Raw genomic sequence first — 23,661 nt, forward strand, 5'->3', positions numbered from 1 at the left:
AATGATGCATGGCAAGCGCGCAGTGATGCTGCTGGTCGCGGGGTTGGCGATCCTTTCGGGCCCGGCCATGGCGGCAAGCGCGCCGCAGTCCGGATTCGACGTCGACCAGGCGACCCGGCTCTGGCTCGACACGCTGCAAGGCCCCGCCCGCGCCCGGTCCGACGCCTATTTCGAAGGCGGTTACTGGCTACCCCTGTGGGGCACGCTGATCGCGGTGCTGATCGACTGGGCGCTGCTCCACTTGCGCCTGTCCGGCCGGTTCCGGGACTGGGGCAGCCGGATTTCGCAGCGCCCTTCGGCCATTGCGGCGGTAACCGCGCTGCTCTACCTGCTCGCCGGTTCCGTGCTCACGCTGCCCTGGACGATCTACAGCCAGTTCATCCGCGAACGCTCCTACGGACTGATGAACCTGTCATTCGGCGGCTGGCTGGGCGAACAGGCGATCTCCCTTGCCTTCAGCCTGGTAGTGGGAACCGCCGTGCTGGCCGCGCTCTATGCCGCGATACGCCGCTTCCCGCGCCGCTGGTGGGTACTTGGCACCGGCATCGTCGCCGTCTTTGCGTTTGTCGCGCTGCTGCTGGCGCCGATCTATCTATCGCCGTTGTTCAACACCTACAGGGAAATGCCGCAGGGCCCGCTGCGCGACCGCATCGTCGCCATGGCGAACCGGTTCGATGTCCCGGCAAAGCACATCTACGTCTTCGACGCGAGCAAGCAGAGCGACCGGATTTCCGCCAATGTTTCCGGCATCGGCCCGACGATCCGCATCAGCCTCAACGACAATCTCCTCAACCGCTCGACGCCCGAGGAGATCGAGGCGGTGATGGGCCATGAGCTGGGCCACTACGTGCTCGGCCATGCCTGGCGCAACATCGCCTTCTTCGTTGTCCTTGCCGCCCTGTGCCTGTTCGTCGTGGCGCGCATCGCCCCCTGGCTTATCGCCCGGTATGGCCAGAGTTGGGGTGTTCAGGATCTTTCCGATCCGGCATCGGTTCCGGTGATGATGATCTGCATCTCCATCCTCTCCCTGCTGGCGACACCGCTGACGAACAGCCTGATCCGCATCGACGAAAGCGAGGCCGACGCCTTCGGCCTCGACGCCGCACGCGAACCCGACGCCTTCGCCGCGGTAGCGATGAAGCTGGCCGACTATCGCAAGATCGAGCCGGGCCCCGTCGAGGAAATGCTGTTCTTCGACCATCCCTCCGGAGCGACGCGGGTGCGCATGGCGATGCAGTGGAAGAAAGACCATGTGCCCGATGCCCGGATGGTCCGTCCCGCCCCCCTGCCCCAGCACTTCGGAGAACATCGCAAGTGAAGCGCCGCCTGTTCATCTTCGGCCTCGGCTATACCGCCGGTTACATCGCGGACCGGCTCGAAGCAGCAGGATGGGAAATCGTCTCCACCGGCCGCGACGGTACCCTCTCCTTCGAAGACGAGGGCAACGTGCGCATGGCGCTGGCCGACGCCGATCACGTGCTCTCCTCGGTCCCGCCGGGCAGCGAGGGGCTCGACCCGGTTCTGGAGCGCTATGGCGATGCCCTCGGCGCAAAGAGGCTGTCCTACCTGTCCTCGACCGGCGTCTATGGCGATGCCGAAGGCGCGTGGGTCGATGAAGGCGCGCCGACGGGAACCGGCCGCCGCGTCGCCAGGGCCGAAGCCGACGCCGCCTGGCTCAGGCGCGGCGCGCGCGTCTATCGCCTGCCCGGGATCTACGGTCCGGGCCGGTCGATCTTCGAACGGCTCGCCGAAGGGCGTGCCCATCGCATCGATCTGCCTGGGCAGGTATTCAGCCGCGCCCATGTGGAGGATATCGCCGCAGGGGTCATCGCCGGTCTCGATGCGGCCCCGGGGGCCTATAATCTCTCTGATAACGAGCCCTGCAGCCAGAACCGGCTCGTCGAGGAAGCCTGCGCGCTGCTCGGCATCGCACCGCCGCCGATGCAGTCGCTCGAGGAGGCGAACCTGTCGCCGATGGCACGCTCGTTCTATGCGGAGAACCGCCGGGTCGCCAACGGCAAGGCCAAGCGCGTGCTCGGCTGGCAGCCCCGCTATCCCAGCTTTCGCGAAGGCCTACGCGCGCTTCGCCCGCGCTGACAGCGCAAAGAGCAGGCCGACGAGTGCGAGCAGCGCGCCACCGCCGGCAAGGGCGGTCCAGCGATAGTCCTCGAAAAAGGTCGACAGCACCATGGCGACGACCGGAACGGCCACGCCGTTGTAGGCTGCCCGGCCCGCACCCAGCGTACGGATCAGCACGAAGTAGAGCGGGAAGGATACCACCGACCCGAAAATCGCCAGATAGGCGATCCCGGCAAGATAGCCCCAGCGCATGTCGACCACCGGCGGCCCTGCCGTGACGATGCTGAACAGCGCGTCGGCAAGCGTGCCCCAGACCATTGCCCAGGCAAGCAGCGGCACGACGAGCTGGCGTCGCCCGGCGGGCGTGGCCTGCAGCACGTTGGCAGACGATGCACTGAACAATCCGGCGCAAGTCAGCGCAATGCCCAGTGCAATGCGGCTGTCGGGCGGCGCATCGCGAAATTCATGGATCAGCAGCAGGGCGATCCCCGCTATGGCGATCAGCGAGCCGAAGACGAAGCGCGGCTTCACCGTCTCCTTCAGGAACAGTCGCCCCAGCAGCGTATTGGGTACCATCAGCAGCGCGTAAAACACGGCGACCAGCCCCGAGGTCAGGTGCATTTCAGCGCGGTACACGAACTGGAAGTTCAGGAAGAACTGCGAGAGACCCACGAAGACCGAGAGGATCATCCCCTCGCGCGAAAGGCGCAGCGGATCGCCGCGCAGCTTCGCGAAGATGAACATGCCGATGCAGGCGATGGCGAAACGGTAGGTGATCGACCAGCTGGCCGGAACGAGGCCGACCTGGTCCTTGATCACCAGCCATGTCGACCCCCAGATCGCGGTCACGATGAGGAAGGCGGCCACGACCTTGGCCTGCGAAGCGGCCGCTTCGGTATTGCTATCACTCATAGTCCGGCAATCGCCCGGGCCAACGCGGCAGCCGCTTCGGGCCGGGTGTCCCACGCGGTTACCAGCCGCGCCGCGTCCATGCCCCAATCGTAGAACTCGAAGCCCTGCGCGCGCAGCGCCTCTCGCTCGGCGGCGCTTGTCGCAAGAAACACTTCGTTGGCCTCGACCGGGTGGAGCAGGCGCGGCCCGGCCGCCGCCGCGATCTCGGCCGCAGCGGCATTTGCGGCCCGCGCATTGTCGAGCCACACATCGTTGTCGAGCATGGCAAGGATCTGCGCGGCAAGATAACGGCCCTTGGACTGCAGGTGCCCTGCCCGCTTGCGGCGATAGCGCGTCTGGCGCGCAAGCTCGGGATCGAAGAAGACGATCGCCTCGGCGCCCATGCCCCCGTTCTTGACGAACCCGAAGCTGAGCGCATCGGCGCCCAGCGCCGCCTCTGCCGGACTGCAGCCCAGAAACGCCACGGCATTGGCGAAGCGTGCGCCGTCGATATGCAGCGCCAGCCTGCGTCCCCTGACATAGTCGGCAATCGCCGAAAGCTCGCCGGGCCGATAGGCACAGCCATATTCGCTCACCTGCGTGACCGAAACCGCATGGGGCTGGACCTGGTGAACATCGTCGCGGATCGGCTCGACGACCGCGGCAATCGCCTCCGGCGTCAGTTTCGCGCTTTCGCCCTCTGCCAGCATGAGCTTCGCACCGTGCATATAGAAGCCGGGCGCACCGCACTCGTCGACCTCGATATGGGCTTCGCGGTGGCAGACCGCGCCGCCGTGCGGGGGCACCATCGCCGAAAGGGCAAGGCAGTTCGCCGCCGTGCCGGTGGCCACCCACAGCGCCGCGCAGTCACGCCCGAACAGCGCGGAGAAGCGCGCGTCAAGCTCGCGGCTCAGTGCATCGTTGTCATAGGGCGCATCGGCCGCGTCCGCAGCCATCATCGCCTTCCAGACCGCGGGATGAACGCTGGCAGCATTGTCGGAGAGGAACTTCATGGCCATATGCCCTGCTAGGGCTCGCGCCCTGCGTCAAGCGCTTGCATGGCGCTGCCATTCACGCACCGGAGAATGCCGCATGGTCGGAGTGACCATAACCAAGCACGAGAAGGATACGCGCGGCGAATATGTCGCCCATGTCGCGGACAGCGATGCCGTCGGCCGCCTGACCTGGGTGGAGCGCGAGGGCGTCCATTTCGCCGACCACACCCTGGTCCCGCCGGAGATCGGCAATCGCGGGGTCGCGATGCGGCTGGTCGAGGCGATGGTGGCCGACGCGCGCGAAAACCAGTTCAAGGTCGCCCCGGTCTGCAGCTATGTCGTGGCCGCGTTCAACCGCCACCCCGACTGGAACGACGTTCGGGCCTAGTCCGGCCTGCCGTAACCGCCGCCGCCGGGTGTCTCGATCACGATGACGTCGCCGGCATCGACATGCGCCGAGCCGGTCGAGCCCAGATCCTCGACGCTTCCGTCAGTACGCTCCACCCGGGTTCGCCCGGGGGCCGCATCTTCACCGCCCGCGAGACCAAAAGGCGCAACCTTGCGCCGCTGGGCAAGGATGCCCGCCTGCATCGGCTCGAGGAAGCGCAAGCGGCGCGTCGCTCCGTCGCCGCCCTTGTGCAGCCCGTTTCCGCCCGACCCGCGCCGGATCGAGAACTCTTCGAGCAGAACCGGAAAACCGGTCTCGAGCACTTCGGGATCGGTCAGGCGGCTGTTGGTCATGTGGGTCTGGACAACGCTGGTGCCGTCGAAATCCGGGCCAGCCCCCGAACCGCCCGCAATCGTCTCGTAGTATTGCCGCCGCGCATCGCCGAAGGTGAAGTTGTTCATCGTCCCTTGAGACGCCGCCATCGCGCCGAGAGCCGCGAACAGCGCATCGGTGATGGCCTGGCTGGTCTCGACATTGCCGGCAACGACCGCAGCCGGCGCGCGCGGGTGCAACATCGATCCTTCGGGCACGATCAGCGCGATCGGGCGCAGGCACCCCTCGTTCATCGGCACCGCATCGTCGATCAGCGTGCGCACGACATAGAGCACCGCTGCGCGCACGACCGGGAGCGGCGCATTGAAGTTGTCGGCAAGCTGTTCGCTGGTGCCGGTGAAGTCGATAGTCGCGCCGCGGGCCTTGCGGTCGATGCGCACAGTCACGCAGATCTGCGCCCCATTGTCCATCGGCACGCGGAACGAACCGTCGGCCAGCCTGTCGATCAGCGAGCGGACCGCAGCTTCGGCATGGGCCTGTGCATGGGCCATGTAGGCGTCGACGATCCCGCGCCCCTGCTCGCGCGCGATGCGGCGCAGTTCCGAAGCGCCGCGCGTACAGGCGGCGACCTGCGCCCGCAGGTCGGCGATGTTCTGGTCGATCGCCCGCGAGGGATAGGGCCCCGAGGCCAGCAGGGCGCGCATAGCCGCTTCCTGCAGCTCGCCGCGGTCGACCAGCAGCACGTTGTCGATCAGCACGCCTTCCTCGTCCAGCGAGCGGCTGCGCGGCGGCATCGATCCCGGGCTGATCCCGCCGACGTCGGCATGGTGCCCGCGTGCCGCGACGAACCAGGCCGGGGCGCTCTCGTCATCATGGGCAAAGACCGGCATGACCACAGTGATGTCCGGCAGGTGCGTGCCGCCATCGTAGGGCGCATTGAGCACGTAGGCATCGCCCGGCAGCAGACCGCGCCCGTCCTTCGCATCGCCGCGCCGCGCCAGGATCGTGCGCACGCTCTCGCCCATCGAGCCCAGGTGCACCGGCATGTGCGGCGCATTGGCGACGAGGCTGCCCTCCCGGTCGAACACGGCGCAGGAGAAGTCGAGACGCTCGCGGATATTGACCGAGCTGGCGCTGAACTGCAGCGCTGCGCCCATCTCTTCGGCAATCGCCATGAACAGCGCGCCCATGATCTCAAGGCGCACCGGATCGCAGGCGGTGGTCCGCGCCTGCGCCACCTGCAGCGCGTTGACCCGGGTGAGCAGGAGATTGCCGAACCGGTCGACACGCACCTGCCAGCCGGGTTCGACGACCGTGGTCGAAACGTCATCGACCACGAGCAGCGGACCATCGGCCTCGAAACCCTCGGCCAGATCGGCGCGCAAGTAGAGCGGCACGCGGTGCTGCGATCCACCGGTGAAGATATCGACATGATCGGCAGGTGGGCCGGAGTTGCCGGGAAGAGCCAGCGTCGCGCCGCCCGCATCCTGCGCGGCGGAGACCGCCTCGATCCGCAAGGTCTCGGCGATCAGGTCGCTGCCCGCGCCGAAGCCGAAGCGGTTCAGCCAGCCTTCGCGGAAGGCTTCGCGCATGAAGGCAAGGCTGCCCAGGCGCACCTCGATGGCATTCTCGCTGCCCTTGGGGCGCACCGCCAGGGTAGCCTCCAGAGTAATGGTGTCGAGCGCGACACCCTGCGCGACCAGATCGCCGCGTGCCTGCGCGCCAAGCGCCTCAACCGCGCGCCCGATATCGTCCATGCTGCGCGCCTCGAGCGGCAGCGCCAGCGTCCGCTCATGCAGCACGCGCTGGTCGGCAAGGCCCATTCCATAGGCGGACAGCACACTTGCCAGCGGATGGCACAGCACCGTGCCGACCCCGAGCGCATCCGCCACCTTGCAGGCATGTTGCCCGCCGGCTCCGCCGAAGGTGACGAGCGCAGCGCGCGTCATGTCGTGCCCGCGGCGCAGGGAAACGGTCTTGATCGCATTGGCCATGTTGGCGACCGCAATCTCGAGGAAGCCTTCCGCCGCCTCTTCGCGCGACAGGGCCCTGCCGGTTGCTGCACGCACCTGCTGCAGCACCTCGTCCATCTTATGCTGCGCAGCATGGAGCGATAGCGGCTCATTCCCGTGAGGGCCGAAGACCCGGGGAAAATGCTGCGGCCGAAGCTTGCCGAGCAGGAGGTTGCAATCGGTCACCGCCAACGGGCCGTCCCGCCGGTAGCAGGCCGGACCGGGCACGGCACCTGCGCTTTCCGGCCCGACGAGGAAGCGCGCCCCGTCGAAATGGCAGATCGACCCGCCGCCCGCGGCAACGGTCTCGATCCGCATCATGGGCGTGCGAACGCGGACACCGGCGACGCGCGTCTCGCTGTCGCGCTCATATTGTCCGGCATAGTGCGAGACGTCGGTGGAGGTCCCGCCCATGTCGAAACCGATGACATGATCGAAACCGGCCTCGCGCGCGATTGCCGCCATGCCGACGATACCGCCCGCAGGCCCGGACAGGATCGCGTCCTTGCCGCGAAATGCTGCGCCGGTCGCCAGCCCTCCGCTCGACTGCATGTAGAGCGCCGTCACCTGCGGCCCGAGCCCCGCTTCGAGCCCCGCGACATAGCGGTCGAGCACCGGCGAAAGGTAGGCATCGACGACCGAGGTATCCCCGCGCGCGATGAGCTTGATGAGCGGTGCGACCTCATGACTGACCGAGACCTGCGTGAAGCCGACCTCGCGCGCGATCCGCGCCAGCACCGCCTCGTGGGCGACATGGCGATAGCCGTGCATGAGGACGATGGCGATGGCGCGCAGGCCACGATCGAAGAAATGCTGCAACCCTTGAAGCGCAGCATTTTCATCGAGCGGCCGGTACACCGTTCCGTCCGCACCGACGCGCTCGTCGACCTCGATCACCGCGCCGTGCAGCGGTTCGGGCCTTACTATGTGCCGTGCGAAAATGTCCGGGCGCTCCTGCGTGCCGATGCGCAGGGCATCGCCGAAGCCGCGTGTGATGGCGAGCAGAACCGGCTCGCCCTTGCGTTCGAGCAGGGCGTTCGTCGCCACCGTGGTGCCAAGCCGAAGCTGCGCCGGCGGCAGCTCACCGTCTCGCACACCGGTCAGGCGGCGCATCGCCTCGACCGCAGCATCGTCGTAGGCGCCGGGACTTTCGGAAAGCAGTTTCAGGCGCTCGAACCGGCCGCCGGGCGCCCGGGCCACGACATCGGTAAAGGTGCCGCCCCGGTCTACCCAGAACTGCCAGAGACCGGCTTCCCGATTGCGATTGCTCATGACGTGGCGTCCGCAGCCCTGCTGCCTCAGGCGAAACCGCGATCGAGGAAACCCTCGGCGAGCCCGGCAAGGTAGGCCGCGCCCTGCGGCATGACGGTTTCGTCGACGATCATCCTGGTCGAGTGAATGCCGCAGCAATGCTGCCAATCCGCCCCTTCGTGCGCCACGCCGAGGAAGAACATCGCGCCGGGCACCTTTTCCAGCACATAGGCGAAATCCTCAGCCCCCATGATCGGATCGGGCAGGCGCAGGAACGCCTGCTCGCCGAACATCCGGCGCGCGACGTCTTCGCCGAAGCCGACCGCCTCTTCATGGCAGACCGTGACCGGGAAGCCCTCGACCGTGTTCAGTTGCGCCGTCATGCCGTGCGCCCCGGCGATACCGGACGCCAGCACGGCAAGGTCCTTCTTGAGGCGCGCCCGGTTCTCTGCCGAAAGGCTGCGCATCGTCCCTATCATGCGGGCCTCGTCGGCGATGACGTTGTGCGCGGTGCCGGCCTCGATCTTCGCGATCGTGACCACTACCGGGTCGAACACGCTGAACTTGCGCGCGACCATCGCCTGGATGGCAGTGACGATCTCGCAGGCGACCGGCACCGGATCGAGCGTCTGGTGCGGCATCGAGGCATGGCCGCCACGCCCGGTCACCACGATCTCGATCTGGTCCGCCGCGGCCAACAGGGGCCCGCTACGACCGCCGATCAGGCCGTGGGGGGCATTGGGCATGACATGCAGGGCAAAGGCGGCGTCGGGCAGCGGCCGGTCGAAACCCTCGCCGCCCAGCAGTCCGTCCTGCAGCATGAAGCGCGCGCCGTGATAGCCTTCCTCGCCGGGCTGGAACATGAAGCGGACCTCGCCTGCGAGGCTATCGGACTGGGCGCAGAGGATCTCGGCCGCACCGGCCAGCATCGCGACATGGGCATCGTGCCCGCAGGCATGCATCGCGCCCGGCACTTTCGAGGCGAAATCGAGGCCGGTTTCCTCAGGCATCGGCAGGGCGTCCATGTCACCGCGCAGCAGCACCGAGCGGCCCCGCCCCGCCCCGCCCTTCAGCGTGGCGACAAGGCCCGTCGTCGATGGGCCCTCCTTCCAGTCGAGCGGCAAGTGCGCCAGCGCTTCGCGGATCTTGTCGCGCGTCAGGGGCGTGTGCAACCCGATTTCCGGCTCGGCATGGATCGAGCGGCGCAGCGAAACGATGCGGTCGGAAATGCGGGCGGCTTCGGCAATCAGGGAACTGGGAGGCATGGTGCCATGATAGACATGGTCACCCGCCTGTCGAGCCGGCTTTACTCATGCTTCCGGCTTGTCGACCAGTTCGATTTCGTGGCGCCTCAGCTTCTGCAGCGTGCGCCAGGACATAAGGCCCATGGCGAGATAGGAGATCGCCCCGCCCAGCGCCACGGCCCACGCCGCGCCCGCAGGCCCGATGGAGATGAACAGGTAGAACCCCACCGCCAGACCGGCGACCGCAAAGAGCCGTGCCACCAGCGAAAGGCGTGCCCGCCCGGTCGAATGGAGAACCGGTTCGAAGGCGACGCTGGCAAGATCGAAACTGGCCGCGATTGCCAGCGGCACGAGGATCGCCGCGCCCTGCTCGAAGTCGGGCCCGGCGATCAGCTCCAGCAGCTGGCGTCCGATCAGCAGAGCGATCACGACCACCACGAGGCCCGCAGCACCCGCGATCAGGCTGGTCTGCAGCGCCAGCTTGCGGAATTCGGCGAATTCGGTCGAGACGCGGGCACGGGCGACTTCGGCATAGACCGAGCGCGTCAGCAGCGTCGAAAGCTTGCTCAGGGCCTGAGATAGCTGCGAGGCCAGACGATAGAGACCGGCCGCGCGCGTACCGACGAAGGCACCGACGGCAAGCAGCGGCCCGTTCTTCATGGTCGCCTCGATCGTCGCCCCGGCGTAAGTTACCATGAAGAAATGCCCGACGCCCTCGTTCTCGGCGAAGGCCTGGCGCCACTTGGCAAGGTTCGAAAGGCGCACGGCCTGCGGACACAGGCGGCGGGCCATGGCCCAGTACAGGATCGCCTCGAGGACATCGATAGCGGCCCAGGCGAAGAGGAATCTTCCCACGCTCGGCCCGGTGGCCCAGATCGTGAGCGCCGCAATCAGGCGCCCGGTCGGCACGACCGCCTCGACATAGACCGCCATGTCGAAACGGTGCAACGCGCGCACGATACCGGTCGGCGCCGATACCAGCGCCCACAGCGATCCGCAGGCAAAATAGAATGCGATGTCGATATAGGCCGGGTTGAGTTCGAGAACGCCGGAAAAGCCGTAGATCAGGATTGCCGCAAGGCCACAGCCGATGACCGCACCCACCGCGTCCAGCATCCCGCACAGCATGCCCAGGCGGCCGAACTTACCCCAGTCCTCGGCATGCACATGTTCGCTGCCGTAGCGCACGACGACGCGCCAGGTCTGGAAGCCTGCAATCGCAATCAGCGCCTGCGCCGTTCCGAAGATCAGCGAGAAGTGGCCGAAGTCCTTCAGTCCGAGCGTGCGCGTCAGGATCGCAAGGTAAGCGAGGCCGCAGACGGCTCCGAATCCCTTGCCGCCGAGCAGCCAGGCCGTGTTCTGAAGTATCCGCCGGAGGGGAGAAGCATTCTCGAGGCGGTCGCGTTTGGCGGACATCACGGGTGCATTTGGACGAGCACCGTTTCACTTGCAAGGTTTCACGAGATGCAAATAAGGCAAAGCGTGCCGCGACAAACCGGCACCTTTCTATTTTGCCCCTTTGAGGCTAGAGGCCGCAGCTTGCCCCAACCAGTCAAGTTGAATCCATGATCGAACACGCCATCCTCCTCAGCGCCGGCCAGGGCTCACGCCTGCTTCCGCTCACCGCCGAGCGACCGAAGTGCCTGATCGACTTCTCCGGCAAGTCGCTGATCGAATGGCAGATCGAAATGCTCGCCCGCGGCGGCGTGAAGCGGATCGACGTCGTTACCGGCTTCATGACCGACATGCTCGAAGAGCACCTCATGGCGATCCATGATCCGCGCGTCGAAATCTCGATCCGCTTCAACCCGTTCTACAAGGTCGCGGACAACCTCGGCTCCTGCTGGATTGCGCGCGAGGCAATGCGCGGCGACTTCCTGATCCTCAACGGCGACACGCTGATCTCCGAGGAGATCGTCCAGCGCGTGCAGCAGGGCGCGACGGACAAGGACGGCAAGACCTGGCCCGTGGCCGTGACCGTCGACGTCAAGCCGGAAGGCTACGACAGCGACGACATGAAAGTCGAACGCGAAGCCGACGGCCGCCTCGTCCATATCGGCAAGACGCTGACCGCCGAGCAGTCCAATTCCGAATCCATCGGCTTTCTCGCCTTCCGCGGCGAAGGCGCAGAACTGTTCCGCGAAACCGTGCGCCAGGCGATGCGCACCCCCGAAGGCGTGCAGCACTGGTACCTCAAGGTCATCGATTCGATTGCGCCGACCGGCAAGGTCGGCACGGTTTCGATCGAGGGCCTCGACTGGGCCGAGGTGGACTTCCTCAACGACATCGAGATCGCGACCAAGCTGACCGACACCTGGGCCTGATCGACTGGGCACTGATCCATCGGAGGCCTGATCCATCAGGGGCCTGCACTGAGGCGGGCCCCGTCCTCCGGAGCAGGTCCGGAGCCTAGAAGAAGCCCTTGAGCCAGCTTACCAGAGCGGCCAGATCCTCGCCTTCGAGGGCTACCGCGTGCCCGAGGTCGGGCACTTTCGGCCAGCCGCAGTCGACGAATTCACGGCCCTGCCATTCGCGCGATCCCTCGTAACGGGGGATCACGTGGAAATGGACGTTAGGGTCCACCATCATCAGCATCAGGTAGTTAAGCCTGGCATAGCCCACCGCCTTGCCCAGCGCCGCCTCGATGGCGCTTGTCGCCTGCTTGAGCTCGGCGTGGGCCTCGGGCGGCAGTTCGCCAAAAGCGGTAACCTCGGACTTGGCGGCCAGCACCAGCGAACCGAGCGTCGGCTGCGCCGCGCGGGCAAGGACGACCCAGTGGTCGAACTCGGCGACCAGCGTTGCCGGGTAGCCGAATTTTTCCATCGTCACGTTCATCGTCAGTCCTCCGAAAGCCACGAAGTGATCGTACCGCCCCTGGCCCGCACATTCCATGCCTGCACCAAGCGGATCGCATGGACCAGGCAGGACAGCGCCGTCCACCACGCCACGGCGATCAGGCCGATGTCGGGACGCGCAAAGAGCATGGCGACGAAGAGAATCGCCATGTTTGGATTGCGGCGCGCGGTGATCAGGCGGAACCGGCTGTCGAAGCGGCGCCACACGTGGATGTGCATCATGCCGTTCTGGCGCATGAACACGCCTTCGATCAGGCGCTGGACGACATAACCGCCCTGGATGGCGCCCTGCACCCACCAGAAGGTCGCGGTGTCGTAGGCTAGGCCCCAGCTGGCTAGACCAGTGGCCCAGAACCACCACCAGAACGGCGGATGGACGAGGTCCATGCCGTGGTCGAAGATATTGCCCCAGTAGGAAGAGGTGATCGTACACCGGGCGAGCTTGCCGTCCACGGTATCCAGCACCATGAACACCAGGCCGGCCGCCATGCCCGACCAGTAATGGCCCTGTGCGAACAGGACCGTCGCGACCACGCAGAACACCGCGCCGACGAACGTCACCATGTTCGGGGTGATGTGCAGCCTGGCGCAGATGCGGGTCAGCACCAGTGCCCATTCCGGCCAGAGGTACTTGGTGAGCAGGTCGGTCACGCCCTTGTAGGCGCCGAAATAGCTGGCACGCTCCAGCTGGCGGACGGTATCCTTGCGCAGCGGGAGCAGGAAAGGCGTTTCACGCTTGCGAAGCTGTTTGTTCTCGATCGTCGGCCCGGTCTCGAAAGCGACCACCGTCATCCCTGCGGCGTCGGCCAGCGGCACTCCCGCCGCCATGGCCTCGGCGATTCGGCGCGTCTGGTTCGCATCTGCAGCATGCGCGAGCGCCGGAACGCCCCCGAGGGTAAGCACCATGCCCGGCTGGGTGACGATGTGCCGGAACCATGCCGGGTCCCAGGCGAAGGCGGCCGCCGACAGGATTGCCGCCTCTTCGGGCACCGTGTCGGCAGGTGTGAGCCGGGAAGCCCGTGCAATCCGGGCCACGCGTTCGGAAACGTCCAGTCCCCACAGCTTTACGGGGTTTTCGCCGATCGAGACGACAGGCAGCACTTGCGAATTTTCGACCATGGGATGTCGCCGTAGTCGAGGCCGCCGGGGCTGGCAATCGCCGTCGTCGCCAGCCCAACACACGCTCACGCGACGGTGCACCTGCGCCACAGAAGTGTAACTTTCCTGTGTCAAACCATGTTTCGTAGTGATTTTCGGCGCGGGTGGCACTACATAAGCCCCCGTGTACGGATCGATTTACGAGTTTGAATCGCTGCCGAGCTTCGGCAAGCAGGGAAGCGAGGGTCACTCTCGCTCCTCTTCGCGCGTCCGCCGTGGACGTGCCGTCCCGCTTGTCGGGATCGTCCGGAATCCCCGCAGCCACCGCAACAAGGGCATCGCGCCCGAGATGGCCGATTGCTCCAACATCCTGACCGAGACGCCCCGCACCCGCGAGGATCTCCACCACACGCTCGCGGAATTTGCGCGGCGCGGCATAGACTACCTCGTGGTCGATGGCGGCGACGGTACCGTGCGTGACGTACTGACCTGCGGCGCCGACATTTTCGGCAACGACTGGCCGACGCTGATGATCCTGCCGAAAGGCAAGACCAACGCGCTGACAGTCGATCTCGGCCTGCCCAACCACTGGTCGCTCGCCGAAGCGCTTGCTGCAGCGCAGAACGGCAATACCGTGACCCGTCGGCCGCTGCGCGTCTCCCCGGCCGATGGCTCGGGCGGCTGCATCCAGGGTTTCATCTTCGGCACCGGCACTTTCTCGCTGGCGACCGAGGCCGGCCAGGAAGCGCATCGCCGCGGCGCCTTCAACAGCTTCGCCGTGGGCATCTCGATCCTCTGGGCCGTCATCCAGGCGCTGTTCGGCGGCGCCGGCAACCCGTGGCGCGCATGCACCCCGACCCGCCTCGTCGACCGTTTCACCGGCCGCGCCCTGCCGCGCACAGGCCCGGGCAGGGACGACGAGCGGCTCATGACCTTTGCCACGACTTTCGAGAAGTTTCCTCTCGGCGCGCGGCCCTTCGGCAGCAATGTGCCTCCAGGGATGAAGCTGGCCGTGGTCGACTGGCCGGTACGCTGGGTGATCATGCTGGTCCCGGCCATGCTCTTCGGCTTCTACGGACGTTTTCTCAAGCGCGCGGGCGTGCATCGTTTCTGCGCCAGCGACGTCGACATCGACCTCGGCGGAACGTTCATCCTCGACGGCGAGGCCTTCCCGGCCGGCCGCTATATCCTCGACGAAGGCCCGCAGCTCACCTTCGTCGTCCCGTGAGCCGCTGAGCAATGAGCGAGGATCTCGCTGGACGCGTGACGGCCGCTCTCAACCGGCCCGTCGAACCCGAAGTGCGCGCCTTCGCCGAACGCCTTGGAAAAGAGGCCGGTGCACTGGCCGTCCTGTTCTACGGCTCCAACCTCAGGACCGGCTCGCTGGAAGGCGTGCTCGATTTCTACGTCCTGACGGCAGGAGCGCAGTTGGAGAAGATCTGGCCGCGCGTCAGCTATCACGAATGGGACCATGCCGGCGTCACGCTACGCGCCAAGGTCGCGACAATGGCGCTCGAGACGTTTCGCGCCGCGGCTTCGGGCGAATTGCTCGATACGACGATCTGGGCCCGCTTCGTCCAGCCCAGCGCCCTGGCATGGCAACGCGATGAAGCTGCCGGCGCGGCCATGGCCGAGGCCATCGCCCTGGCGGCACGGACCGCCGCCCGGCTGGCGGTTGCCCTGGGTCCAGAGACCGGCACTCCCGAGGACTACTGGCGCGCCCTGTTCCGTGCGACTTATGCCGCCGAATTCCGGGTCGAGAAAGCCGGTCGCGAGGATTCCATCCTCTCTGCCAACCGCACCCATTTCGATGGCCTCCTGCCGCTGGCACTCGTGGCCGAACGGATCGACTTCGCCCGCGCTGCCGATAGCGTCATCCGCCCGGAACTGAGCGCCGCCCGCCGGGCTCGCCTGCTTGGCTGGTGGAAGAAACGGCGGCGCATGGGCAAGCCCTACAACTTCATGCGCCTGCTCAAGGCCTCGACCACTTTCGACGGCGCAGCGCGCTATGCCGCCTGGAAGATCGAGCGGCACACCGGCATTCATGTCGCCCTTACGCCCTGGCGCGAGCGTCATCCGGTGCTTGCAGCACCCGGCGTGCTCTGGCAGGTCTGGCGTGCGAAAAAAGCCGCCAACGCCAAAGAAGCCGCGTGAGCATCACCCAAGCCCCTGTATCAGCCCTCATTCTTGCCGGATCGCGCCCCGGAGTGCCCGACCCGGTAGCCGGCGCCGAAGGCGTCAGCCACAAGGCCCTTGTCGAGATCGACGGCAGGCCGATGCTCGCCCATGTCGTCTCCGCGCTGCGGGATGCAGGCATCGCGCGTATAGCCGTGGCGACGAACGATGCTCAGGTAATCGCCCTGGCGTCCGAGCTGGGCTGTGAGGCCGTACCAGCCGCCGCCGGACCGAGCGCCAGCGTCGAAGCCGGTTTTGCGCAGCTGGGCGCGCCGATGCTGGTCACGACTTCAGACCATGCGCTGCTGCGTGCGGAATGGGTTTCCGATTTTCTCGCCGATACGCCCGGCAATGCCGACGTCGCCATCCTGCTGGCCCGGCGCGAGGCGATCGAGCGCGCCATGCCCGGGAGCAAGCGTACCTACTTGCGCTTCGCCGATGGCTGGTGGTCGGGCTGCAACCTGTTCCTGCTCGCCCGCGACAACGCCAATGCCGCGATCCGAACCTGGAAAATGGTCGAAGCGGATCGCAAGCGTCCCTGGCGGATCGCCGCGAAACTGGGGATCGGCATGCTGGTGAACTATGCGCTGGGGCGCCTGACGCTGGCGGCGGCCATCGCCCGAATGGGCCGCCGGGTCGGCATCGAGGCCCGGCTAGTCGCCGCGCGCGACGGCCTGGCCGCGGTCGACGTCGACAAGCCTGCCGACCTCGCCGATGCCCGGGAAATCATGGCATCGCGAAAGATCGCGCAGTAAGCCGGGAAAAGCGCCCGGTCGCACCATGCGCGGCAGGAAGTCCTTGAAAGGTTTCTATCCGCGCAGGCACGCCGATCACATGTACTTCATCTCGATCCGGATCGACTTCACGGTGTCGCCGACGGGAACGCCGACCTTGGTGTAGCTCGGCTTGCCGAGGTTGAAGATGTTGATCGACGGGTTGTTCGACATGCCGCCGCCGTCGCTCATGATGTCGGTCTTGCCGTTGCCGTTGAGGTCGTGGCGCACGGCAATGCCGTAGGTGCCCGCGTCAGGCACGGGCAGGCAGAAGGTCATCGTGCCGGCCTTGGCCGGAACCTCGATGCGGGAGAGCCACTTGCCCTTTGCCAGCCACTCCGACGAATTGGCCCGGTAGCTCTGGATGCGCAGCTTGCCCTGCGACGCCTTGACGCCATCGACGGTTACCATGACCGCCGGGCCGGAGCCCGCAGTACAATGGCTCATGTCGTTGCGAATTTCATTGCGGTACTGCGCAAGGGCCGGCGAAGCCGTCGCCAGGCCGATCGCGGCGAGAGCGCCGAATACTGCAGTCAGTCGTTTCTTCATTCCGATCGATCCCTTCGGGAAGGTCGTGTTCATTTCCGCTTCCATGTAATGGACTGATTTCGCTCCATTCGCGGCGGTATTGCCGCAAGAGCAAGGCAATGTCATCTCCACCTTATTCTTGGCGCCAATCTGGCCTGACCGCCGTGAATGCGAACTGAATTGTCGCGCAAGCTGCCAGACAGGCGGCAGTTTTGCGCAAGGACGCATAGCGAAGAAAAATCCGACCCGGCCAGCGAAGTTCCCATTTCGCATCGCGGCAACTGTCCCTATTCGGGCCTTGACCCAATATCGCGTGTGGAAAACGGGCTTCCTCGTCCTTGTCCGCACAATATCTGGTGCTTTATTCATCGTTAGCCAAGGAGCCTCGATTTCCCCATGACTGCCCCCCTGATCTCGCCCTCGATCCTGTCCGCAGACTTTTCGCGCCTGGGCGAGGAAGTGCGCGCCATTGATGAAGCGGGCGCCGACTGGATCCATGTCGACGTGATGGACGGCCACTTCGTGCCCAACATCACCATCGGCCCGGCCGTGGTGAAGGCGCTGCGTCCGCACACCGCCAAGACCTTCGACGTTCACCTGATGATCTCGCCGGTCGACAGCTACCTCGAGGCTTTCGCCGATGCCGGCGCGGACATCATCACCGTCCATCCCGAGGCAGGCCCGCACGTGCACCGCACGGTGCAGACGATCAGGAACCTCGGCAAGAAGGCCGGAATCTCGCTCAACCCGGCAACGCCGGCCAAGATGCTCGACTATCTGATCGACGAGATCGACCTCGTCCTGGTGATGAGCGTCAATCCCGGCTTCGGCGGCCAGAGCTTCATCTCCAGCCAGCTTCGCAAGATCGAGGCAGTGCGCAAGATGATCGACAAGTCGGGCCGCGACATCCGCCTCGAAGTCGATGGCGGGGTCGATGCGAAAACGGCGCCGCTGTGCGTCTCCGCAGGCGCCGATGTGCTGGTGGCTGGCTCCGCCACCTTCCGCGGCGGCCCCACGAAATATGCGTCCAACATCCGGACGCTGAAGGGCCTCGCCCCGGACAATACGGACTGACACGGTGACACTGGACACGCACAACGGTTCGCAGACCTGGAACCCGGATGAAGACCGGGCCATTCCACTGGCTGAAGCAACCGAAGTGGGTGTCGAGAACAAGACGGTGGACGAAACGCCTGCCCCTCAGCTGCGCGAGGACGCGCCCGTGGCGACCGGCGAGCAGATCGAGCCGGGGCGCGCCCTGGCGCTCGTCGACTTCTCGCCGCCGGCCGTGGGGGCAGGCGAACGCCTGATCCGGTTCGCCTATCGCCTTGGCGTGCCGGGCACGATGCTGACCGCACCGATGGGCAAGAAGTCGAAGACGCGGTTGCTGGCCACGGTGAACAACACCGTACCGGGCAACCGCATCGCCGGAACGGCCCTGCGCGCGGGGCATTTCCTGGTCCACGGTGCCAAGACGCCGATCGCGCAGGTCGATTTCCATGGTGCCGCGCGGGTCACGCCGCCTCTGGAATCGGTGGTCCACAGCTTCTCGTGGCTGACCGATCTCGAAGCCTGCGCTCCGCGCGAACAGGGCGTGCCGGTGGCCGAGCGGATCCTGACGTCATGGCTCCAGGCCAACCCCAAGCCGCCGGCCAAGCCCGGCAAGGGGCCTGCATGGAATGTCGGCCACACCGGCATGCGGTTGATGAACTGGCTGGTCCATGCGCCGCTGATCCTTTCCGGCGAGAAGGCCCTGCGCCTGCGCACCCTGCGCCACATCAACGAAACCGCGCGCTGGCTCGACCGGCAGGTCCACCACGCCGAGGACGGCCTTGCCGAAGTGGCCGGCTGGTGCGCGGTGATCGCCGCCGGTCTGCTCCTTCCCGACGGTCGTCCGCGGCGCCTCTACGGCGAAGCCGGCCTGATCCGTGCGCTGGGCGAACTGATGGGCGACGACGGCGGCGTGCTGTCGCGCAGTCCGCTGGCACAGATGGAATCGATCGCGCTGCTGGTGCGCCTGCGCAACTGCTACCAGGCCACCCGGCGCGATCCGCCAGACGCGATCGAGCGGGTGATCGAAATGCTCGTGCCGCCGCTCCTTGCGTTGACCCATGGCGACGGTTCGCTGGGAAGCTGGCAGGGCGCCTGGGCGATCAACGGCGATGACGTCAGCGCCCTGGTTGCCGCCAGCGGCGTGAGGACCCGTCCTTTGCGCGACGTGCGCCAGTGGGGCTACCAGCGCGCCGTCGCGCAGAAAACCATCCTGCTGTTCGACACCGCGCCTCCGCCGATGCCGAGCCATGCCCGCTACGGCTGCGCCTCGACCCTCGCCTTCGAGATGTCGCACGGCGGCCACCGCCTGATCGTCAATTGCGGCGGCGCTGCCAGCGGCGGCGGGCTGGTACCGGTCCGCCTCGAACAAGGCCTGCGCGCGACGGCGGCGCATTCGACCCTGACCATCGACGATGCCAATTCCACTGCGATCCTGATCAACGGCATGATCGGATCGGGTGTCAGCCAGGTCGATATCGACCGCAAGACGCTGCAGAATGAAAACGGCTCGAACGCCACCCGACTCGAAGCCAGCCACAACGGCTATGCCGCGCGTTATGGCCTGACTCACCGCCGCATCCTCATCCTGCGCGACGACGGGACGGAACTGCGCGGCGAAGACCTGCTCCTGCCCTCGGGTCGCAAGGGGAAGCGGGGCAAGGTCGGCTATGCGCTGCGCTTCCACCTCGGCCCCGAAGTCGACGTCGCCCTCACCGAGGATGGCCAGGGCGCGGGCCTTGCACTGCCCGATGGCAGCTACTGGCAATTCCGCAGCGGCGGCGGCGATGTCTCGATCGAGGATTCGCTGTGGGTCGACGGCCATGGCCGTCCCCAGGCGACGCAGCAACTCGTCGTCCAGGGCCTCGTATCGCGGGGCGGCGGCAATTTCGGGTGGCTGCTCAAGAAGATGGGCTGACGCTGCGCCCAGCAGTGCAAGGCACTATTCTTCCAGTTCGATATCCCAGTAAAGCCAGTCCCGCCAGGTCTCGTGCAGGTAGTTGGGCGGGAATCCCTTGCCCCGTTCCTGCAACTGCCAGCTCGTCGGCCGGATCGGCGGCACCAGCGGCGGCATGTTCGCCTGCTTGGGCGTGCGCCCGCCTTTCTTGAGATTGCACGGGGCGCAGGCGGTGAGGATGTTTTCCCAGCTCGTCCGGCCACCCAGGCGGCGCGGGATCACATGGTCGAAGGTCAGGTTATGCGGGCTGCCGCAGTACTGGCAGCTGAAGCGATCGCGCAGGAACAGGTTGAAGCGGGTGAAGGCCGGAAATTCCGAAGGCTTCACATATTGCCGCAGCGCGATCACCGAGGGGATCTGCATCGTCCAGCTCGGGCTGTGCACCGCGCGGTCGTAACTGCTGACGATATCGACCCTTTCCAGCACGACCGCCTTGATCGCGGTCTGCCAGGGCCAGAGGCTTAAGGGGTAGTAGGAGAGCGGTGTGTAATCCGCATTGAGAACCAGCGCAGGGCAGTCCGAAAGACTTCGGGAGGGATCTTCCTCCGCGCTGCGGAACCGGGCCGCGCGCTCGATCAGCTCCGACTTGAGCATGGCCTCCTGTCGCAGGCCGTCATTACGGTTTGATGGCAGCGCATGCCCGTAATCCAGCATTTGCGCGAGTCGCCGTCAAGCCTGCGTGCGATGCAGTATAATCGACAATCCACAGCTTGCGAACGCACCTTGTCGCACGCGCCAATGCGGTTAGGACATTCCCCGCAATGTTCCGCACACGCTTTGCCCCCAGCCCCAACGGCCCGCTGCACCTTGGTCACGCGTTTGCCGCCGTGGTCGCCCATGACCTTGCGCGCGAAAGGGGCGGGCAATTCCTGCTGCGCATCGAGGACATCGACGGCGCGCGCAGCCGCCCTGAATTCGTCGACGAGTTCTTCCGCGACCTCGAGTGGCTCGGCCTGCCGTGGGACGGCGAGGTCGTGTACCAGTCCCGCCGCCTCGACCGCTACATAGAGGCCGGGGAAGCGCTCAAGCGCATGGGACTGCTCTATCCGTGCCGCTGCACCCGCGCCGAGATCGCAGCCGCCGCAACCGGCAGCGGACCTGATGGCCCCGTCTATCCCGGCACCTGCCGCGGCCGCGCGGTGGATCCCGAGGGCGCAGCATGGCGGATCGACATGGCCCGGGCCACCGCACTGGCAGGCCCGCTCACCTGGGTCGACGAACTGGCTGGCGCGCAGATTGCCCAGCCCGAGCGGTTCGGCGATGTCGTCCTGCTGCGCAAGGACCTGCCCGCCAGCTACCACCTCGCCGCCACGCTCGACGACGCTGCGGACGGCATCACCCTCGTCACGCGCGGCGCGGACCTTTTCGCGGCAAGCCACGTTCACCGAATGTTGCAGGCGCTGCTGGGACTGCCGGTTCCGACCTGGCACCACCATGCACTGCTGGTCGAACCCGGCGGCAGGAAGCTGGCCAAGCGCCGCGGATCACCCTCGCTGGGCGATCGCAGGCGGGCGGGCGAAGATGGCCGCGCCCTGGCGGAAGCCTTGCGCGCCCACCGGTTCCCGACTGGTATTTCGCTCTGCGGAGGCCTAGATAGCGAGTCATGAGCTATATTCTTGTCCCCATTATCATCGTGCTGATGATCATGGTCGTCGTCAGCCTGGTGCGCGGCATCGTCGCGTTCATCAACAGCACGAAGGAAGACCTCAACCGCGATCCGGACGCGGTCGGAGCGACGCCCAACCAGCTGTTGCAGAACAAGATGATGTTCAATCGCATCAAGTACCAGGCAGCCGCAGTCCTCGTCTGCGCCCTGCTGCTGGCGATGGCGCGCTAAGACCTTGGTCAGGCTCAACAGGATCTATACCCGCACCGGCGATGACGGCACGACGGGCCTTGTCGACGGCTCGCGGCTACCCAAGCATGCTGCCCGCATGGAAGCCATCGGCGCGGTGGACGAAGCCAATTGCGCCATCGGCCTTGCCCTGTGCGCCCTGGGCGATACGCCGCATGCCGGGGCTCTCACCCGAATCCAGAACGACCTGTTCGACCTGGGAGCCGACCTTGCCACGCCCGGTGACGACTTCACCCCCGGCGAGATGACGCTGCGCATCGTGCCTTCGCAGGTCGAATGGCTCGAAAGGCAGATCGACTCCATCAACGAAGACATCGCCCCGCTGAAAAGCTTCATCCTGCCCGGCGGCAGCGAAGCCGCAGCGCGGGTCCACATCGCCCGTGCCTCCGCCCGGTCAGCAGAGCGCCGGGCCGCCGCGCTCGCTGCGGCGGAACCCGCCAACCCCGCGGCTCTGGCCTACATCAACCGGTTGAGCGACTATCTCTTCGTCCTCGCCCGGGCAGTGAACGCCAACGGCGCCGACGACGTGCTCTGGGTGCCCGGCCAGAACCGCTAGGCGCGGCTAATCCCAAGACTAGGTTCCTTCTGAGCGACAATCCCGCTAGGCAACCGCCGAATTGGGATCATCAGAGGAGACTTTCGGTGCAGTCAGTCGGTATCATCGGTGCAGGTATCATGGGTTCGGGCATCGCCCAGACCGTCGCGAGCAAGGGCATGGACGTCATCCTGACCGACATCTCGCTCGAGAATGCCGAGAAGGGCAAGGCAGGCATTGCCAAGGGCCTGTCCCGGCTCGTCGCCAAGGAGAAGATGACGCAGGCGGATGCCGACGCCCTGCTGGCGCGCATCACCCCGGTTGCCGACTATGCCGCGATGTCGGGCTGCGACCTCATCATCGAGGCCGCAACCGAGCGCGAGGACATCAAGGCCAGGATCTTCGAAGCCGCCGGCAAGGTGCTGAAGGACGGCGCGATCATGGCCTCCAACACCAGTTCCATTCCGATCACCCGCATGGCTGCCCAGTCGCCCGATCCGACGCGCTTCTGCGGCCTGCACTTCTTCAACCCGGTCCCGGTCATGGGCCTCGTCGAAGTGATCCCCGGCCTTGCCACCTCACAGGACACCACCGAGCGCATGAAGGCCTTCGGCGAGAACTTGGGCAAGACGGTCGTACTGGCCGGGGACGCTCCCGGCTTCGTCGTCAACCGCATCCTGTGCCCGATGCTCAACGAGGCGATCTTCGTTCTGGGCGAGGGACTGGGCTCGGTCGAGGACATCGATGCAGGCTGCAAGATCGGCCTCAATCACCCGATGGGCCCGCTTACCCTTTCCGACTTCGTCGGGCTCGACACTCTCTACGAGATCATGAAGGTATTCCACGCGACCACCGGCGACCCCAAGTACCGTCCCGCCCCGCTGCTGCAGAAGTACGTCGAGGCAGGCTGGTACGGTCGCAAGTCCGGCAAGGGCTTCTATGACTACACGGGCGAGAAGCCGGTACCCTCGCGCTGACCGCACGCCAGCAACGCATTGGCAAAGCGCCCCTGCCTCACCCGAGGCGGGGGCGTTTTTCTTGGAACGCTCCGCGCGCCCCGGCCGTTACCCAAGCGAAGGAGATTTCACGATGACCCAACGCCCTGACGATCTCGCCCCCGAAACGATCAATTCCGAACAGGACGACGCCGAAGCCCAGGCGCAGTCGGTGGCCGCAGAGGCAATGAACGGTTCGCTGTCGGTGCTCGGTCTCGACCAGAGCGAAAAGCTGTCCAACAGCCTCAACCCGGCCGATACCCCCGACCTCGTCGATCACATGAAGCAGATGGACACCAGCGGAACCATCGACATGTCCGCCTATCGCGGCGAGGAGACGATGGACGATCTGGAAAACCGCTATGGCCGTGCAGGCGTGGCCGATGCCGAATTCGGCAGCGACGACAGCTAAAGCCCCTTCACCCGTTCACTGCGCCGCAGTGGTATCCTTGGCCCAGGGATTGCGGTGTTCGGCCTTGCTGGCAGCGACCCTGGCCTTTTCGCTTTTCGCCGCCTGATCCGCCGCCGGAACCGTGCAATAAGCGGTCGCCAGGATTCCAGCTGCCCAGAACAATGCGTTCCAGCGGCTTTTGAAGACGGTGGAGATTTTCGGCCCGAGCATCATGGCGCCAGCATAGGCCGCCCGG

24 protein-coding genes are annotated in these 23,661 nt (G+C 66.2%); 14 read left to right on the forward strand and 10 right to left on the reverse strand.

The window, feature by feature from the left end:
- Position 1: 1 nt before the first annotated feature.
- Positions 2-1,318 carry a M48 family metallopeptidase gene (locus J3474_RS15975; RefSeq protein WP_242528438.1) on the forward strand — a complete coding sequence of 439 codons (1,317 nt, stop codon included), beginning with the start codon at positions 2-4 and terminating at the stop codon, positions 1,316-1,318.
- Positions 1,315-2,097: a hypothetical protein gene (locus tag J3474_RS15980; RefSeq protein WP_007012743.1), complete on the forward strand. Its 783-nt coding sequence runs from the start codon at positions 1,315-1,317 to the stop codon at positions 2,095-2,097. Before J3474_RS15975 ends, J3474_RS15980 begins: the two co-directional genes overlap by 4 nt.
- Here J3474_RS15980 and J3474_RS15985 read toward each other — a convergent pair.
- Together J3474_RS15985 and J3474_RS15990 are read right to left on the reverse strand one after the other, a co-directional pair.
- Positions 2,074-2,991: a DMT family transporter gene (locus tag J3474_RS15985; protein WP_207094848.1), complete on the reverse strand. Its 918-nt coding sequence runs from the start codon at positions 2,989-2,991 to the stop codon at positions 2,074-2,076. The two genes, J3474_RS15980 and J3474_RS15985, sit on opposite strands and share 24 nt — an antisense overlap.
- Positions 2,988-3,983: a low specificity L-threonine aldolase gene (locus J3474_RS15990; RefSeq protein WP_207094849.1), complete on the reverse strand. Its 996-nt coding sequence runs from the start codon at positions 3,981-3,983 to the stop codon at positions 2,988-2,990. The genes J3474_RS15985 and J3474_RS15990 overlap by 4 nt, the downstream gene beginning before the upstream one ends.
- A gap of 79 nt (positions 3,984-4,062) precedes the next feature.
- Between J3474_RS15990 and J3474_RS15995 the strand changes: the two genes are divergently transcribed.
- On the forward strand, positions 4,063-4,353 hold the full coding sequence (locus J3474_RS15995; protein ID WP_007012740.1) for a GNAT family N-acetyltransferase: 291 nt from the start codon (positions 4,063-4,065) through the stop codon (positions 4,351-4,353).
- On the opposite strand, the gene J3474_RS16000 is transcribed toward J3474_RS15995, so the two are convergent.
- Genes J3474_RS16000 through J3474_RS16010 form a run of 3 tightly spaced genes read right to left on the reverse strand, consistent with a single transcriptional unit; the run spans position 4,350 to position 10,609 of the window.
- Positions 4,350-7,970, reverse strand: coding sequence for a hydantoinase B/oxoprolinase family protein (locus tag J3474_RS16000; RefSeq protein WP_207094850.1), 3,621 nt, complete (start codon positions 7,968-7,970; stop codon positions 4,350-4,352). The two genes, J3474_RS15995 and J3474_RS16000, sit on opposite strands and share 4 nt — an antisense overlap.
- A gap of 26 nt (positions 7,971-7,996) precedes the next feature.
- A complete protein-coding gene (locus tag J3474_RS16005; RefSeq protein ID WP_207094851.1) occupies positions 7,997-9,214 on the reverse strand; it encodes a M20 family metallopeptidase in 1,218 nt (405 codons plus the stop codon).
- Positions 9,215-9,259: 45 nt separating this feature from the next.
- Positions 9,260-10,609, reverse strand: coding sequence for a lipopolysaccharide biosynthesis protein (locus J3474_RS16010; RefSeq protein ID WP_207094852.1), 1,350 nt, complete (start codon positions 10,607-10,609; stop codon positions 9,260-9,262).
- 149 nt (positions 10,610-10,758) lie between these two features.
- Between J3474_RS16010 and J3474_RS16015 the strand changes: the two genes are divergently transcribed.
- Positions 10,759-11,517, forward strand: coding sequence for a sugar phosphate nucleotidyltransferase (locus J3474_RS16015; protein WP_207094853.1), 759 nt, complete (start codon positions 10,759-10,761; stop codon positions 11,515-11,517).
- 85 nt (positions 11,518-11,602) lie between these two features.
- Here J3474_RS16015 and J3474_RS16020 read toward each other — a convergent pair whose 3' ends face one another.
- The gene (locus J3474_RS16020) at positions 11,603-12,028 is read right to left on the reverse strand and encodes an HIT family protein (protein ID WP_013831570.1); all 426 of its coding nucleotides are present in this window, start codon (positions 12,026-12,028) and stop codon (positions 11,603-11,605) included.
- Between the two features lie 2 nt (positions 12,029-12,030).
- On the reverse strand, positions 12,031-13,167 hold the full coding sequence (locus tag J3474_RS16025; protein ID WP_207094854.1) for a CDP-alcohol phosphatidyltransferase family protein: 1,137 nt from the start codon (positions 13,165-13,167) through the stop codon (positions 12,031-12,033).
- Between the two features lie 163 nt (positions 13,168-13,330).
- On the opposite strand from J3474_RS16025, the gene J3474_RS16030 reads away from it, so the two are divergent.
- The 3 genes from J3474_RS16030 to J3474_RS16040 are packed head-to-tail and all read left to right on the forward strand — an operon-like array spanning position 13,331 to position 16,076.
- A complete protein-coding gene (locus J3474_RS16030) occupies positions 13,331-14,374 on the forward strand; it encodes a diacylglycerol kinase family protein (protein WP_013831568.1) in 1,044 nt (347 codons plus the stop codon).
- Between the two features lie 11 nt (positions 14,375-14,385).
- Positions 14,386-15,300: a hypothetical protein gene (locus tag J3474_RS16035; protein ID WP_013831567.1), complete on the forward strand. Its 915-nt coding sequence runs from the start codon at positions 14,386-14,388 to the stop codon at positions 15,298-15,300.
- Positions 15,297-16,076 (forward strand): nucleotidyltransferase family protein, encoded by a 780-nt coding sequence (locus tag J3474_RS16040; protein WP_207094855.1) that lies wholly within the window; start codon positions 15,297-15,299, stop codon positions 16,074-16,076. The genes J3474_RS16035 and J3474_RS16040 overlap by 4 nt, the downstream gene beginning before the upstream one ends.
- A 75-nt stretch (positions 16,077-16,151) precedes the next feature.
- Here J3474_RS16040 and J3474_RS16045 read toward each other — a convergent pair whose 3' ends face one another.
- Positions 16,152-16,676: a DUF2141 domain-containing protein gene (locus J3474_RS16045; RefSeq protein WP_232512568.1), complete on the reverse strand. Its 525-nt coding sequence runs from the start codon at positions 16,674-16,676 to the stop codon at positions 16,152-16,154.
- Between the two features lie 342 nt (positions 16,677-17,018).
- Between J3474_RS16045 and rpe the strand changes: the two genes are divergently transcribed.
- Both rpe and J3474_RS16055 read left to right on the forward strand, forming a co-directional pair.
- Positions 17,019-17,696, forward strand: coding sequence for a ribulose-phosphate 3-epimerase (gene rpe / locus J3474_RS16050; RefSeq protein ID WP_007012729.1), 678 nt, complete (start codon positions 17,019-17,021; stop codon positions 17,694-17,696).
- Between the two features lie 4 nt (positions 17,697-17,700).
- Entirely contained in the window at positions 17,701-19,590 is a 1,890-nt protein-coding gene (locus J3474_RS16055) for a heparinase II/III family protein (RefSeq protein WP_207094856.1), read from the forward strand.
- A 24-nt stretch (positions 19,591-19,614) separates the two neighbouring features.
- Here J3474_RS16055 and J3474_RS16060 read toward each other — a convergent pair whose 3' ends face one another.
- Complete coding sequence (locus J3474_RS16060; RefSeq protein WP_013831562.1) at positions 19,615-20,223, reverse strand: HNH endonuclease; 609 nt, start codon at positions 20,221-20,223, stop codon at positions 19,615-19,617.
- Positions 20,224-20,390: 167 nt separating this feature from the next.
- On the opposite strand from J3474_RS16060, the gene gluQRS reads away from it, so the two are divergent.
- The 5 genes from gluQRS to J3474_RS16085 all read left to right on the forward strand — a co-directional run bounded on the left by gluQRS (position 20,391) and on the right by J3474_RS16085 (position 23,426).
- Positions 20,391-21,236: a tRNA glutamyl-Q(34) synthetase GluQRS gene (gene gluQRS, locus J3474_RS16065; protein ID WP_207094857.1), complete on the forward strand. Its 846-nt coding sequence runs from the start codon at positions 20,391-20,393 to the stop codon at positions 21,234-21,236.
- Positions 21,233-21,466, forward strand: a complete 234-nt coding sequence (locus J3474_RS16070) for an HIG1 domain-containing protein (protein WP_041558645.1) — start codon at positions 21,233-21,235, stop codon at positions 21,464-21,466. The genes gluQRS and J3474_RS16070 overlap by 4 nt, the downstream gene beginning before the upstream one ends.
- Before the next feature lie 4 nt (positions 21,467-21,470).
- Positions 21,471-22,040, forward strand: a complete 570-nt coding sequence (locus tag J3474_RS16075; RefSeq protein ID WP_207094858.1) for a cob(I)yrinic acid a,c-diamide adenosyltransferase — start codon at positions 21,471-21,473, stop codon at positions 22,038-22,040.
- A gap of 86 nt (positions 22,041-22,126) precedes the next feature.
- Positions 22,127-22,996 carry a 3-hydroxyacyl-CoA dehydrogenase family protein gene (locus tag J3474_RS16080; RefSeq protein ID WP_207094859.1) on the forward strand — a complete coding sequence of 290 codons (870 nt, stop codon included), beginning with the start codon at positions 22,127-22,129 and terminating at the stop codon, positions 22,994-22,996.
- 112 nt (positions 22,997-23,108) lie between these two features.
- Positions 23,109-23,426: a hypothetical protein gene (locus tag J3474_RS16085; RefSeq protein WP_207094860.1), complete on the forward strand. Its 318-nt coding sequence runs from the start codon at positions 23,109-23,111 to the stop codon at positions 23,424-23,426.
- A gap of 15 nt (positions 23,427-23,441) precedes the next feature.
- On the opposite strand, the gene J3474_RS16090 is transcribed toward J3474_RS16085, so the two are convergent.
- On the reverse strand, positions 23,442-23,636 hold the full coding sequence (locus tag J3474_RS16090) for a hypothetical protein (protein ID WP_238532504.1): 195 nt from the start codon (positions 23,634-23,636) through the stop codon (positions 23,442-23,444).
- Positions 23,637-23,661: the final 25 nt, after the last annotated feature.

The organism is Novosphingobium sp. PY1 (genome assembly GCF_017312445.1).
In the GTDB taxonomy this organism is placed as follows: Bacteria; Pseudomonadota; Alphaproteobacteria; order Sphingomonadales; family Sphingomonadaceae; genus Novosphingobium.

Bases quoted from the DNA above. Each gene is read 5' to 3' on its own strand.
- J3474_RS15975 (WP_242528438.1), top strand. From the start codon at position 2: ATGATGCATGGCAAGCGCGCAGTGATGCTGCTGGTCGCGGGGTTGGCG.
- J3474_RS15985 (WP_207094848.1), bottom strand. From the start codon at position 2,991: ATGAGTGATAGCAATACCGAAGCGGCCGCTTCGCAGGCCAAGGTCGTG.
- J3474_RS15990 (WP_207094849.1), bottom strand. From the start codon at position 3,983: ATGAAGTTCCTCTCCGACAATGCTGCCAGCGTTCATCCCGCGGTCTGG.
- J3474_RS15995 (WP_007012740.1), top strand. From the start codon at position 4,063: ATGGTCGGAGTGACCATAACCAAGCACGAGAAGGATACGCGCGGCGAA.
- J3474_RS16000 (WP_207094850.1), bottom strand. From the start codon at position 7,970: ATGAGCAATCGCAATCGGGAAGCCGGTCTCTGGCAGTTCTGGGTAGAC.
- J3474_RS16005 (WP_207094851.1), bottom strand. From the start codon at position 9,214: ATGCCTCCCAGTTCCCTGATTGCCGAAGCCGCCCGCATTTCCGACCGC.
- J3474_RS16010 (WP_207094852.1), bottom strand. From the start codon at position 10,609: ATGTCCGCCAAACGCGACCGCCTCGAGAATGCTTCTCCCCTCCGGCGG.
- J3474_RS16015 (WP_207094853.1), top strand. From the start codon at position 10,759: ATGATCGAACACGCCATCCTCCTCAGCGCCGGCCAGGGCTCACGCCTG.
- J3474_RS16020 (WP_013831570.1), bottom strand. From the start codon at position 12,028: ATGAACGTGACGATGGAAAAATTCGGCTACCCGGCAACGCTGGTCGCC.
- J3474_RS16025 (WP_207094854.1), bottom strand. From the start codon at position 13,167: ATGGTCGAAAATTCGCAAGTGCTGCCTGTCGTCTCGATCGGCGAAAAC.
- J3474_RS16035 (WP_013831567.1), top strand. From the start codon at position 14,386: ATGAGCGAGGATCTCGCTGGACGCGTGACGGCCGCTCTCAACCGGCCC.
- J3474_RS16045 (WP_232512568.1), bottom strand. From the start codon at position 16,676: ATGAACACGACCTTCCCGAAGGGATCGATCGGAATGAAGAAACGACTG.
- rpe (WP_007012729.1), top strand. From the start codon at position 17,019: ATGACTGCCCCCCTGATCTCGCCCTCGATCCTGTCCGCAGACTTTTCG.
- J3474_RS16060 (WP_013831562.1), bottom strand. From the start codon at position 20,223: ATGCTCAAGTCGGAGCTGATCGAGCGCGCGGCCCGGTTCCGCAGCGCG.
- gluQRS (WP_207094857.1), top strand. From the start codon at position 20,391: ATGTTCCGCACACGCTTTGCCCCCAGCCCCAACGGCCCGCTGCACCTT.
- J3474_RS16070 (WP_041558645.1), top strand. From the start codon at position 21,233: ATGAGCTATATTCTTGTCCCCATTATCATCGTGCTGATGATCATGGTC.
- J3474_RS16085 (WP_207094860.1), top strand. From the start codon at position 23,109: ATGACCCAACGCCCTGACGATCTCGCCCCCGAAACGATCAATTCCGAA.
- J3474_RS16090 (WP_238532504.1), bottom strand. From the start codon at position 23,636: ATGCTCGGGCCGAAAATCTCCACCGTCTTCAAAAGCCGCTGGAACGCA.